This window comes from Aquimarina sp. (genome assembly GCF_977115655.1).
Window position 1 is genome coordinate 1 of sequence record NZ_CDSBKO010000087.1, and the last position, 15,247, is coordinate 15,247.

The 15,247-nt window shown below is 51.0% G+C and carries 2 protein-coding genes; both read left to right on the forward strand.

Features of this window, described 5'->3' with window-relative positions; genetic code table 11:
• Window positions 1–1,525: 1,525 nt before the first annotated feature.
• A complete protein-coding gene (locus ACZIYX_RS22355) occupies window positions 1,526–8,713 on the forward strand; it encodes a reverse transcriptase domain-containing protein (protein ID WP_462684486.1) in 7,188 nt (2,395 codons plus the stop codon).
• A gap of 118 nt (window positions 8,714–8,831) precedes the next feature.
• Window positions 8,832–15,247, forward strand: a 6,416-nt coding sequence (locus ACZIYX_RS22360; RefSeq protein WP_462684487.1) for a hypothetical protein, incomplete at its 3' end; no start/stop codon positions are given.

The following is a 15,247-nucleotide window of genomic DNA, read 5'->3' on the forward strand; positions in this document are numbered from 1 at the left end:
CGCTTTCTCAATTTGAGACAATTGGCTCAGCAATATCTTGTAAAGTCCATCATTGGATCAGAAAAGGGTCGAGTGTAGCATAAAAAGCTGACTTGGACTATTTTGGGATCAAAAGTGGAACTTTGACAATTTATTGAGGAATCAAAGGTTGGAATTGATAAAGTGTGTGCAAAAGCCATCATTGGCCGTAATTAGCAATAATTCGGTCATAATTTAACTGATTGATACTGTTGGACGGTGAAAAACTGTGTTTAAAACCGAATTTAGCCCAAAAATCGATTTGGTAACAATTTGATTGGATTTATTTGAGTTGGAGTGAAAAGGACACGTAAAGGCTAAAGAAGTCGAAGTTCTTGTTCACATCATTGTGATTGACATTTATTCGGGTGCGAAAAATTATTTTGCAGCCTGGAAATCGAATTTTTGAAAAAAAAAATTTTTTTTTTTCTGAACCCCAAAATTTTTTTTCGGGTGCCCCCCCTAAAAATCTGTGGAGGTTGAAGATAGAAACCCAAAAATAATTTTCTTAGACTAAATCGACCCTAACGGTCATTTTAGATTTAAGTGATCGACATTGTAAAATTGGTCCTTTGTGGTCAATTTGTGATTATTAACATAAAATAACGTAATAATCGCAATTTCCCATCATTGGGTGAAATAATCTAAATTTGAGCGTAGCGACGTAATATTTAGACTTGTTTCACCTCAATCTTTCCTTTTCTGCTAAGAAAAAGTCATAATGGCATCAAAACGGCAGACCAGAGGGAATAAAAACAATTCTGACAGAAATGACGATAATAATGACGATCATAATGACAATAGTACTGGGGGCAATGGTGAAAATGTTCAAGGGGGGACAATCAATGATGTAGTTGTGACCGAGGCAGTTGTAGTGTCAGTAGCGAATGAATCCGCTCATGCGGAATCGCATACTGCCACTAATACCAGCTCTAACACTGGAAATGATCAGCTAGCCACTGGGACACAGGTCGTCTCGGAGGCAATTCCTTTGTCTTCGGGGTCAGTAGTGGTGTCAACAGTAGCGGAAATTTTAGCTGTTGTTACGACGACACCATTATTGGTGTCATCTGGTCAAATGATCCCATCATTGGGTCATTTTTATGGTTATGGTACTGGGGGCATGATTTATAGTGCGGCTCAGGATCCAAATGGTGGACAAATAGCCTCACAGCGGGTCAGGGGGTCACCTACGGGTTTCGTGGACCCTTTATTTCGATTCAGGGCACCTGGTTACCCCCCAATAAGTGGTTTTGGGAACCTTCGGACCCTAAACAGAAATTTCGACTTAGCTAGTGGGCCACAATTTACCCACCCCGTAGTTAGATTGAACATTGAGAGGCAACCATTGCCGTCTCAGTGGGAATTAGAGTATGAAACTCTCCCGGATGCTTCTGGGGGAGGGGGCCATCGTGTTTATGGGTTAAGAGAGTCCATTCCTCGACAAAATGATGATGCTGAATCTGTGGGTAGCCACAGGTCTGAGAATAGTGTTGGCACTAACACTATGCTGCAAGTACAAGAGATGTTCACTATGAACCAACGTATGATGCAAGACCTGATTAGGGGGTTACCACAGATGATTCAGAATCAGTTGGCTAATGTGACCAGTCACACTGAACCCATCATGCCATCGAGTGGGTCTCATGACCGCCAATCACGGGAAACGACCCGCGATATAATTTTAGTTGGGGGTGTACGGCATGTGAGTGGCGTGACAGCAGGCCAGTCACAACTGCAACAACAAACTGGTCAAGGTGGGCAAAGGGGTTCATCTTCAAGTGGTATTGGGGGCGAACGACAAGTGGTGGTGGACCCTTTTAATCCAGCTCATGCTGCGATGGGGTCACAGCAACAACAGCAAGGTCAACTGGGGGCATCATTGTCCGTGTCACGAGCACCGCGTAGTGCTACATCTGAAGGTAATGATCGTCAACCAGTTGCCCCTCCACCGCAACAAAGTCAATTAGTTCGCTCTGCAAGCCATAATTGGCAGGAGATGACCCCACATGGGGAAACTTCAGTCTTGACAAGAGTTGGTCGAAATAATCAAGGGGGAACCCATGTCAGTTTTAATGAAGGGGTTCCTCAGCAGCCTAGTTTCGATCAAGGTAGGATGGGACGACTCCAACAGTTCCAGTCTACTCCTCGGTTGCACGGAGGTCAGCCAGAAACTCGGGAACCGAGTTTGGGTCGTGAAGATCAGCGTGAAGCATGGCGCCGGGTGGCCCATGAATTTTGGGATGAGGAACAACGGGGCGCTACGAGGGGTCAATCTCGTAGCGTCGAAAGACGGGATCGACAGGGTGTGCCAATTCTGGGGCGGCAACGGGATACTACACCTGCACCTCAGGAAGGGCACATGCCCACTGGTTCTGGTCAACAACGAGATTTACGGCCTCATGGCGCTTCAGCTAGGGATGACTGGGAACCTGCTCATGCGGGACAGTCAGCAACAGTTCCTCTTTTAGGACCTGTTCAAGATGTTGAACGGGCGCCAAGGGGGTCAGAAGGTGCTCATGCATCTAGGGCACAAGATTGGGATGAAGGTGTGGCTCCGGGTGGGCCTGGTTATCAGCAGACAGGGGGACTGGGCCAACAGCAACAGCAAGTACGGCCACGTTTTGATCCGTATACAGGACAGCCATTGGATGGTTCTGCTATGCGAGCCCCTCATGGGGATAACTATGGTTTTTCCATGCTGAGTCTGCCAGAAGGTGTGAGCCCGGTCTTCAAGCTGGCTGACACTGACAATTTGGGGGAAGTGGCAATTTTTGACGGAACACGCAACTTTGCCGCGTTTTTGTTCACGTTCAACCAGGCAATAGCAAGTCGTGACATCACGAATCCAGTTAGGAAGCTGCGGCTTCTGAAAGGAAAACTACGGAAAACGGCAGCTGAAGTCTTGGAAACCCAAGAAAGATGGAAACCACAAGAAATGGCCAACTACGATACAGTTGTGTCATTTTTGCTGGAACGGTTTGAGCAACCGCTTGACATTACCTACGGTGTCAAGAAATTAGCTGAAGTCCGGCAGGTGGGGTCCATCAGGGAATTTCTTGACCAGCTCATGCAGGTCTGGGTCGATTATATCGTCCCTCTGGATATGGGTGAAGAGCAACAAGAAAGTTTGCTCAAAAAGTATTTCCTTCATGGGATTCGCAACAAGTATCGGGCTAGGTTGGACATTGGGTTGAACGACACGTTTGAGCAAATGCGGGATCGGGCTTTAATGATTGAGCGTAATGAAGACCCTCCTGAAGAATCTTCTGCGGGAAAGGGTCAGCAACAGCAGCAGGGCCCTAACAAATTCGTCCAGCAAAAACAAACACCTGGGAACGGTCAACAGGGGTCACGTAACGGGCCTAGCCGTTACCCCAATCCCAATAATGTCCCCATGGGTGGTCAAAATAGGCCACAATGTTCTAATTGCGGTCGCCGTAATCATACGACTGCGCAATGTCGGGCACCACCTCGGCAATTCAAGCAGGGGCTCATGTGCAACGCATGTGGTGGAGAAGGCCATTATGCACGGGAATGCCTTAATAAGCCGGCAGGGTATCAACCTCCGCAAAGGTATCAAGGGTCACAACAAACTCCTCCACGAATGCAACAGGGGTCATCCCCACCTCAGCAAGGCGCCAAGGGTGGATCGCCTTTTATTAAGGGACAATGCTACAACTGTGGGGGTACGGACCATTACCGTAGGGATTGCCCTCAACGTAATCAAAGTAACCAACCAGCTTGGGGGTCAGGTCAGCAGGGCGCCCCTAAGAAAAAATATTGTGTCCATTGCCGTACTGACGACCACTGGACCAGTCAATGCACTCATGTGCCGGCTGCGTCTGCGACCACGAATATGGTCTACTACCAGCCTCAGCAATTTAAGCAGTATGCCTCACAAACATCTGCTAGCCAGAATTTTTTGGCCACAGCTGCTCATGCGGCACCTGAAATAACACCTAGAAGGGACATCTTATACCCCAACAAACCCGAATCGGATGATGACGAGGGTTTTGAGGTAGTGCGTCATCGCAAGGTGCAAGTGGTATCTATGGAGGTGGTGGATCCTCCTACAATTGGGGTCAATCAGGCTAAGATGGAAACTGAACGCTATTATATGTACATCAAAGTACAGTGTGAAGGAGTGGAAATCAAAAGTTTGATTGATACGGGGGCCCAATCGACCCTCATGAAGGCGGGGGGATACCGTAAGCATTTTGCTCACCATCAACTAACACCAGTCACGGTGGCCTTTACGGGCTTTAACAACGCCACGACACGGGCTACAGCGGGCATGTTTACGGCACCCTTAACCCTGAATGGGGTCACTAAAGATATCAAGGTTTTTGTGGTGGAAAACCTGCAATCACCCATGTTGTTTGGGGATGATGCACTTAGGGCCTTTGGGCTGGTTCTGGACTATAAAAAACGACAAGTCTACATGGATGGTCAACAGGTTCCAAGTTTTTCGGCGGGCCCTGAAGATTTGGCTAAGAATACGGCAGTAAAACGCCTCATGGCGGCACAAAATATTCCAGTCATTTCTATCGCTAAAGTCGCAGTGGCTTTGTCTATACCCGCAGGGGTCACCAGATATGTTCAACTGCAGGTCGAAAAAGGACTAGAAGGGCAAGATGTGCAGGTGCAACCATGTCGTGATGGGTTGGGGGAAATGGAGGTCATGAGTCCTCGGGGACTGTTAACAGTCGTTGAGGGTAAAGTGATCCTCCCATTTCATAATATCGGGTTGAAAACCGTTCGAATGCAGAAGGGTCAAGAAGTAGGAGTCGCGGAACCGGTAGATTATGTCGCCACAGTGGTATCAGCACAAACGGCGCGTGATGCGCTGGATACATTATATCCTGAAATGGGTAGTGAGCAAGAGAAAATGGACCCGCAAGTCGTCATCGACAAAGCTGAAGCAAAATTACGGAAAGAGAATGAAATTCTCGATTTCCGGCGCTCCATTATCGAACGAGCTAAACGGATGGGTTCTCACATCGAAGTACCGGCAGAGCTCGATGTGGATAGTGCTCAGATAGCTCCTGATGAAAAACGCTATCTCCGCATCCTAGTGAACGACTATGAAGATGTGTTCATGACACCGGGTGAGGTGCTCGAGGGCACAACTCTGGTAGAACATGCTATCGAGCTGAAAGAGGGGTCGACACCCATCAAACAGCCGTATAGGAATCCACTGGCCTACCGCAAGATCATTACGGATGAGGTCAATGATATGCTAGCTAAAAAGGTCATCCGGCCATCTAATAGCCCGTGGGCTTCTCCGGTCGTCATCGTTCGGAAAAAAGACGGGTCTATCCGTTTTTGCGTGGATTATCGGGCATTGAACCACATCACAATTAAGGATAGTCATCCACTGCCACGCATCGATGAAACCTTGGCAACTCTGTGTGGAGCCATGTTCTTCACCACGTTGGATCTGCAATCAGGGTATTGGCAGATTCCTATGAAGGTAGCTGACATAGAGAAAACAGCCTTCTCATGTCATGAAGGGCTCTTTGAACATATGGTCATGCCATTCGGACTGTCGAATGCTCCAGCTAGCTTCCAACGGCTGATGCAGTTTGTCTTGAAAGGCCTCCTCATGGAGTTCTGCATGTGTTACCTAGATGATGTCATCATCTTCTCCAAGTCATACTGGGAGCACTTGTTCCACTTCAAACAAGTTTTGCAGCGCTTTCGCGATGCGAAATTGAAGTTAAAAGCTAAAAAGTGTGACTTGGTCCGGCAACATGTGAAATTCCTGGGGCACGTCATCTCTGCTCGGGGTATCCATCCAGACCCTGAAAAAGTAGACAAAGTAAAACAATGCAAATACCCCACCTCAGTGAAGCAGGTGCGCCAATATCTGGGGTTGACTGGGTACTACCGACAGTACATCAAGGGCTATGGCGTCATCGCCGCCCCTCTGTACGACTTGACGCAGGCTTGCCCTAAAAACCTATCATTTGCAAAACGGTGGAACAGGGCGGCGGCAGAAGCCTTCGATCAGTTGCGAGAGGAGTTGGTGAAGGCACCGATTCTGGGGTATCCTGATATGGAACTCCCTTTCCGGCTGTACACGGATGCCAGCAATATCGGCTTGGGTTTCGTGTTAGCTCAAGTGGATAGGGAAGGCAAGGAGCGTGTCATCTGTTATGGCAGCAAGAAATTGACGGATACGGAAACACGGTATGCAGTCACTGAAAAAGAGTGTTTAGCGGTCATCCGCGCCTTCAACTCGTATCGTCAGTACTTGCTAGGCTCCTTCACAACAGTGTACACCGATCATTTGCCGCTTTTGCGGATTTTGGATCGAAAACGAAAGGCAGAAGACATAACACCACGTCTTTTGCGAATGGCTATGCTTCTGGCCGAATATTCGTATGAAATGAAATATGTCGAGGGGTCCAAACACACTAATGCGGATGCCCTATCTCGGCCCCCATTTGTAGAGGCAGATGACGATGAAGAGGTGGAGCCGTTAAAGGCGTCTGCCAAGTTGAAGAAAATCAGAGCAGCTCTGGTGAAAGCCGGTAGTTGTTTTGATGACGATGAAACATATGAAGGCCGCACAAGGGTTCGTGAAGCTAACATCCTCATGGATCTTGTTAAGCGGTATCTCTACCAAGGCACCATTGCCACGGTCGAAATTGAAAAATCAGTTAAAAAACGGTCATCCGTTCGGGCTCATGCCTCAGCACTGGATAAACCACCACCATGTGAACATGGTACGGCGCGGAGTAGGCGTACCAAGGGTAGAAAACCGAAGGACGTGGGCTCGCGACTAGCACCAATGCAGCACATGGATGGGGTGGGCTTGCTCATTCAGTTAGAAGCTGATGAGAACGTCCAAAGTTCTGATGATGAGTCGGATGGTGATCGGGATGCGGGTGATGAAGATGAGGACTCGGACGACTTTCAGTATGGTGATGCACCAGGGCACTTGGAGTGCCACAATCCCCTGGTGCCAGAGCCTCTGAGAGAGCCGCGAGTCGATGAAGATCAGATAGTAGATGAATTGCCCAGCTATGAAGAACGACAATCAGCTGAGCGGGGGCAGTTAAAGGTGGATCTTGCAAATGATTGCAAGGATCTCACGGAGGGGCGGTATTTTCAATACTACCAGCTCCGTGCACCGTGGAATAAAGAAGAAATCATTCGTGCCCAGCAGGACGATGATCACTGGGGGGAGCTGATCTATTACTTAGAGACGCTCGAGTTGCCAGAAATGGATAATCCGAAAATGGCACGCTGGTTGATAGCTCAGGAGCCATATTATGTACTTTGGGAGGGAATCCTCTACCGTATCAAACGGAAGAAAACCCCGTCCATCCACGAACGGATTGAGTTCCAATTGGTGGTCCCAGAGGTATTCACTTGGCTCCTCATGGAGATGATGCACACCACTAAGTATGGAGCACATCTCGGCATCGAGAAAGTCCTGGCCAAATTGCAACAAAAGTACTATTGGCCTAGGATGGAAAAATCAATTCGTTGGTTTATCGATGACTGCATCCCTTGTCAACGTTTTCGACAGGGCACTAATCGGCGCATGCCGCTCCAACCGATCCGAGCAATGGCTCCCTTTCACATGGTCGCCATCGACGTGATCGGGCCATTGCCTGAAACGGATCGTGGTAACAAATACATAGTAACCCTCATGGATTACTATACTAAATGGCCTGAGGCGTATCCAACGAAGGATCAAACGGCTCAGACAATAGTCGACCTACTCCATGAGAGGATCATTCCTCAGCACGGTGTCCCGAAGGTTATCATTACTGATAGGGGGCCTTGCTTCAGCTCAGAGCTGTTCGTATCTGAAACAGCAGCGGTGGGGGCTCATGTGTGTTACACGTCCCCATATCATCACCAAGCTAATGGGCTGGTAGAACGTTGGAATAGAACATTAATGGACATGATCAAGCCCACAGTGGAGTTGGAACCTGAAAAATGGGATAGGTACATTGGCCCTGTCCTGTTTGCGTATCGGTCGACCCCCCATGCGTCCACTGGTAACACGCCGTTCTTTTTACGGCACGGGATCGATCCAAATCTCCCCATGGAGAACCCCTTATTCGAGGTCGATAAGGGCATGCATCGAACAGAGTGGGCTGAAGAGGTGTCTAAAGCACTCTCAGAAGCATGGTCGATCGCTGCTAAAAAGAATCGCGACATGCAGGTCTCTTATAAAGAATATTATGACCGGCGAGCCAAAGATAGGGACATTAGAGTTGGGGATCTTGTTCTCATGAAACATCGTGAAAAGCTATCCGCTAAACGGATCAGCAATAAATTTCATCCGGAATTTGAACGCTTGTTCCGGGTGATTGGCACCGATGGTTCCAAGAGGATCAAATTGGTGTTATGTGGATCTCCTGGTCAAGAGGGTAAATGGTATGACGCCGAGGAGTTCAAACACTTTTCGGGGTCAGAAAAAGCGTATCTGAACTATGAGGGACGATTAAGAGCGAAACGCAATCCTGAAGCGGCGTGGGACGAGGATGATGCGGAATGCCCCATTTGCAATGGGACCTATATTGAAGACCTAAAACGACCGGACAGCGTGTTATGGCAACGCTGTGACTATTGCTATGCATGGTATCATCTATCGTGCATAGATCGAAATCCGGAAGAGACGTCGTGGCATTGTCCTGTGTGCGTTCGCACGGGGCATTTGGTCGACTAAAACGTCTCATGACAACTGTTGCAACTTAATCAATAAAATTAATTAATAATACCTAAACCTTAATAACATTATCACTATCGTATTATCACTTATCACTATCTTTAATTATTCCAGAAAAATGGCATCAAGAAAAGAAACTGCACCCCATGGTGTCATCAAGCCGACGGCACCGAATCGTAAAATCGACGCCCAAGGTGTCAAAGTTGAAATCGAGGAGGAGACGTGGCTCATGCCAACCCAGCCGCACGAAGATCCCAACCATCCGTCTCGATGGTTAAACGTGTGGGTCAACACGGTCCGGGTGTTTGGCCATGAATTGGGGACATCATTGCGAACACTGCTGGTGGAATGTCCGGAGATGATCCGTCCGGCCATCCGGATCCTGACATACCGCGACGGTAACCCAACTTCCGTCATCGGATTCGACCTCGTCGGCACGAGCCTTCATCCGGACGACGTATGTTGGATCAACGAAAAGAAGGAGGGGATCATTCCCGCGGGCGTCAAAATGCCATTGATTGAAAAGAACCCGGAGCTGGATGACCTCATCCCGTTCCCCATCCTGCAGGGCAACAAGCCGACACGATCATTCGTACGGGCGGTGGCAACGTCAACGGCGTTTGGTATCCAGATCATCTGGGACGTTGCAAAATGGCGGTTCCGGATCCCACAAGAGCTGCAGGAATTCCTGCAAGGCGACACCATCAAGCTGTTATGGGATGGTCCCTGCCTCAAGCAACGGTGGGATCTGCAGTTCCCAGATGACCCGTTTCCGACGAATGCGGTAGATGTGCTCAGCCTCATGGCGACGGAGGAAAAACCCCGTCATTCAATAAATGCGGTCATCCGCACATTCTTCAATGAATTCGAAATCCGTCCCAACTTCGTCGATGGAGGAAATTGGACTCACTCCTTCCGGGTTGGAACCGGGGTGAGCGCCACCTCAGTTCAGCAGAAGCTTCATAGCTTGATCCAGTATGCCGCGCAAACAAATACCTTCATAGGGTTGTTGATGTCGCACACCAACTACCATCGGGTGGAAGCAATCGACAACCAGTTGGATCTACAGGCGTGGGAGCTGCTGTATGAAGGGCTGCCCAAATGGGCGAAGGACTTGATCCAAATTGATGGGGATCCAACCACGAAGAAGGATCGCTACCGACGGCAGATCGCAGTGCACTGCTTGGCGGCGGACCGGGCGTGGCGGATCCACTACAAGGTGGGAACAAGCACTCGGGGAGCGGTATTCGATACCACCGGGGATCGGCTAGTGGCACTCCGGCGGTCACAGTTGGCGGATGTGCAGGTGCTGTTCTGCATTGATCTGGTGACGATGCATCGTCACTACGACACACAAAGAGCGCTGCAGGGGTTGACGATCGAGTCTCCTCGTCGTCTGTATCCGGCGTTCATCCTGGAGCAGAGCGTGGAGGCCATACGGGGATGGCGAAGGAATCCTGGCCTTCGACACTGTCCGGCACCATTGCCACCTACGGCAAAGCAAGAAAAGGTGGATCCAAAGGTCAAATATGCGGCAGAGATCGCGGCGTTCGAGACGTGGAACGAAACGGGGAACGATGCTGATGTGTATGGGTTCTCCATGCAGAATTATGACCTGTCGGGGGTGGTGCAGGATCCAGAAAAGTTCGACTGGCGGGATGAGCCAAACACAGATTCGGATAATTCCGAGGACTTTATCACGGGGGAGAAGCGGTACAACGGCACCAAGAGGGTGCTCTATGACAAAGCAACGGGTCAACCCACGCAGCGTCAAATCCTCGAAAGTATGAACTTGAAAAAGTTGTACAATGAGAGTGAACGGGTTCAACAGCGGCGGCAACGTCGTGAACGACAACGGCGCGAGCAGGGGATCGTCATCGATCGAAATAAATTTAAAGACGTTGAGAAGGAGCGGGCGGCACAGGTGGTGTTGCAAGAAGTGTTGGAAAAGAAGTGGGAGCACAGGACGAATGGGGAGCCAAAACCGTTCAAATACCGGGGGCATGTGGTATCATTACCGACACTCGAAACGTTGCCTTGGGAACTCGATGCAGAAAAGGCGTATTGGGCCTACATGATGCACTGGAAACGGCGCATTGATGGCATCGAGTATGAAAAGTCCCGGGGGCGGTTTACTGATGAATCGAGTAAACATCATCGATTCCTCGCCAAAGAGTTCAACTTTGACACGGCGACGGCACGGGATGGTGAACAGTCCCAGGTAGCGGACGAAAGTATGGCACCCAATTCCTCTCATGGGGTTCAGCGACAGGTGTCCCAACGGGGGTATGAGTTTGTGGATCCTCATGGATCGGAGGCGGGGACGCACTACACATGGCAGGAGGACATGGAAGATGACCGATTGCGGGAAGCTGCGGAGCAGATTGCTGCCGAGCTGTGCACCAGAGGGACCATTACCCCATCATTGGGAGTTGGCGACATCATCACTGACGGGACCTTCATGACGGATCCAGCGGATGATCAATACTACGAGGACCACATCCTTGAGGGGATGCAGTTCTACCAGATGGATCATGCCGAGATGAATCCGCCTGATGCGGACCCCGAAGTGCAAGAGGTGGCTCAAGCCGCCTACGTGGATGCAATGATGGGCCGTTCCGTTTCTCCAGTGGATCGATGGATACCCTCACCCTCGGTCATCACCAAAGCGTCCAGCGTTCCTGATCAATGGCCTCATGGTCGTCCTCAACCCGATCAACAGGATTCACAACAACAACAACAGGTTGTCCAACAACAGCAACAGCAACAGTTGGCGCAACCTCAACAACAGCAACCGATCGACCAACAACAGCATCAGCAACCGTTGGCCGAGCCGGCTCAACAACCCCAACAGCAACAACAAGACGAACAACGTTTAGAACAATTCCAACAACAACAATTACAGCAACATCAACAACAGCAACAGCCTACACAACAGCAACAACATGACGATCAACAACCTGATGAACAACAACAACAACTGGTACCGCACGGGTACGATCCGGAAAACCCATCATTGGGCTACGTGGGGGACGAACGGCAACCAGAGCAGATGCCGGAACCTGAAGTGGCAGGTCCACCACCGGGGTTGGAGATGCTCTCTTCACCAAGTTACGCTGGGCTCCTCAACAATTTATTAGAAATGTTGAACAAACATGACCAACCGTCTGAGGAGGAGCGCCGACGAAAGTGTGATGAGATCAGCCGACGGGTGGATCGGACAGTCCCATATCGTCCCTTACCGGATGGGTCGTGGCCGGAAGGGGCCCCGCCACGGGAGCCGGTAGCGACTCCTGTGTATTATCAGGGAACGCCGGGGGCGTCCGCAGAACCAGAGCCACAGGGTGGCATTGAGACATTTAACACGAACGATGTAGAGATGGAAGAAGATCCGGAGGATCTAGCTGCGATCATTCGCTTGGGTCGTCGGGTCAAAGAAGACGATAAGACCCATCCACGGATGTTCACATACCCGGATACCTTCGGGATCAAAAAGCAGGAGCGGCTGACCGATGTCTGGCTGAACACTTGGGGTCCGAGTGACATTCCTCCAATGACGGTGGAAATGTCAATGAATCATAACAACCTGCTGGTCTATGTTCGACAGCTGCATGAATGGATCAAAGCCCGTCATCGGGAGGCGTGTGCTCGACAAAAAGCGTTGAAGAAGGAGTCTTCATTGGTGAAGGCTCAAGTTGATGCGGTCAACTTCAGGGCGAGGGGGGTTCTTCATACCTGCGATGAAGATCGTCTCAAGCTCTTGGCCCAGATCGAGCTGAGCAAAGAGGGTCGAGACAAGTTGGTGGCCCAGTGTCAAGAACTGCTCGATCAAAATGTGAAGATGCGGGAGGCTGAAGAAGCCCGGATTCAATCAGGGCGGAAGCTCCCACGGTCGTATACGCATGGTCGGCCTCCACAGATGGGTCCCTCATGGGGCAAATCGTTACAACAGCAACCAGAAGAACGGCGGTATGGGCATGCTTCGGGGCCACGTCGGGGAGATGCGGTTCCGCCACGCTATAACCCGCCGATTAATCCGGCATTGGCGCAGGGTAACGACTTGAATCGGACTCTCACCGAAGAGCAGCGTGATATGCAACATCGGCGAGACATGGAACGGTTCAACCAACAGAAACAACAACAACAGGAGGCTGAGATGCGTCAACAACTGATTCAACAACAAGAAGAGACACGACGGGTGAGAGAGCGTGAGGAACGCGAGTTCCAACAGAGCTGTGAAGAACAACCGGTGGTACAACAGATGGAGCAAGTGGATCAAACATCAAAACAACAGGGGGTATCGCAACGGGTTCCGCCATCTCCTCTCTTCACGGGGGGAATTACGGAAGGGCCGTCGGGGGAACCATTGCGACCACCAACGGTGAACATTCAAAGTTTGGTCAGAGGCCCATCATTGGGGGTTGAAAATCCATCGGCAAACGCTCATGCGTCACCTAAACCGGCCGGGCCACAAGTCACACCAGGGGCAAGCGTGGTTCGGTCCCCCAAATCAGCATTCAGCAACGTGGGTAATGGAGTTGATCCATCCCAAAAGCAACAGAATGCGACGGTGACAGCTCAACGGATGGTTGGGTTAGCACATGGGGACCTGGATGATATCCAAATCCGGGTGGAAGACGACACTTTGGACGACTTGGTCCTGCAAGCGAATGCACAGCAACCAAAGTCGTCATCGACGCCTTACAAGGATGCTGTGGCAGAGCATCAACAACAACACAAACCGAGTGGGGAATGTCCTCATGGACCTGAAACGGTGAAAGATGTGGGTCGTTCGCGCAAAGATCGACATAGCGGCAGCGGTTCCTCGACGCCATCTCCACGGGCGGGGAAACACAAGCGTCAAAGTCCGTCGCCTTCTGGTAAGAAGCGACATGCTACAGAGACGCGGGGTCGTCGACAAGAAGCATCACGTCATCGTGAAGAAGCACCGCGTCATCGCGATGAAACAGCGGCACGCCAGTCGATTCGGAAGAATCTTGACGGTCTCCGCGCGACACCTGAACGACGGCGAACGGGTAGTTCGAGAAGGTCGCCACGACGTCCATCGGAACGTCGACCGGACCGACATGAGTCGCGAAGGGAAGATCGACAAGATGACCGGCACGACAGCGGGCGGCGTCGTCAACGTAGTGCTGGTGACGATGATCGACGATCAGCACGACGTGATGATCGACGGGATGCTCCTCGACGGGAGCGACAATGGGTGCAACAGCAGCATCCTGCTGCCAATCAACAGGGGGTAGCGGTGGAACAGCCACAGCAACGGGGGCAGGATTTCCTGCTTCAAGCGGATCGGCAACCTACACCGCCACGGTCGCCACACACGCCGCATGAGACGTCACCGGAGTCGTCAGTAACGGGGACGGCGATCACGTCGGCGCAAGCGTCGGCAACGGCGTCACGGGCAGTATCCGAAGCTCCGTCATCGGAGGCTGCGACATTGCGACCCCAATCACCGAAACAGGGGGACGAAGCGTCATCAGTGACGTCCTCACAAGAAACATCAATCGCGTCATCGCGTGAAACATCAGAGACGTCGGATAGCTCGGTGGTCTCCACTGAAGCATCAGAGTCGTCACGGGCGACGACTCCTGAAGCAGCAGCACCACGACCGACGTCGTCACGTGGTACAACGGGGGATGCTCGACGGGTGGAGCAACCAACACGTCCGAAACATCCTGATGTGGATGATGAAGAGACTCGGATGTGGGGGACAGCTGACCGAGGTCAGCTTATCGCTAAACGGGAACTCAGCAACGCGTCATCGCGATCAACGTCTCAGCAGAGCTCCGGCTCATGGGCGGAGGCTCAACCTCAAGGACGGAGTCGTGCGTCGACTATCTCGTCATCGGGGTCCGGTAAAGGCGTAGGTCGTGGTATTGGACGGGGATTCAAACGTCAGGCCTCGGAGATTGATCGGCCGGGGCCGAGTTCGGGGGCAGCAGCAGCCAATGTCTTAGGAGCAGTGCCGCGAAAGTCAACATCGACAGCGACACCTGCAACGAGGACAACGGTCTTGCTCACGGACAAACTTGATGGGAACGAGTCGGACACGACGTTGGGAGAGGATTCTCTCAACGATACGGTAGCGGCTCCTCCACCCAAGCAGTGTTTGGCCGAACAAAAAGGGATGGTCATGCGACATCGTGCGGTCATCCAACGTCCTGACCCTGAACGCCGTCATCGGTTCAAGCACTTCTACCATCAGGAAGCGCAAGATCTCCGAGATACGTACATACGTCTTGAAAACCAAAATCAACAACGGATGGACAACAACAAACCAACGGTGGAACCCATCTACTCCATGCAGGTGCTCAATTTTGAGTGGATGTCGGGCTGGCGAGCTCGGGGGTTCGAATGGCGCCTTCATAGGCGGTGGTTCACCACAATTGAGACACTCGGATACACGGGATTGCTCTCGGATGAGCTTAACGAAATCGTTAAGCTTAGTGTAAACGTGAGTATCCGGGCGCTCCGGGACATGCTACACAATACCCGTCAAATCATGACGTT

Excerpts from the sequence above, each read along its gene's own strand:
- ACZIYX_RS22355 (WP_462684486.1), top strand. The coding sequence starts at position 1,526 with ATGCTGCAAGTACAAGAGATGTTCACTATGAACCAACGTATGATGCAA.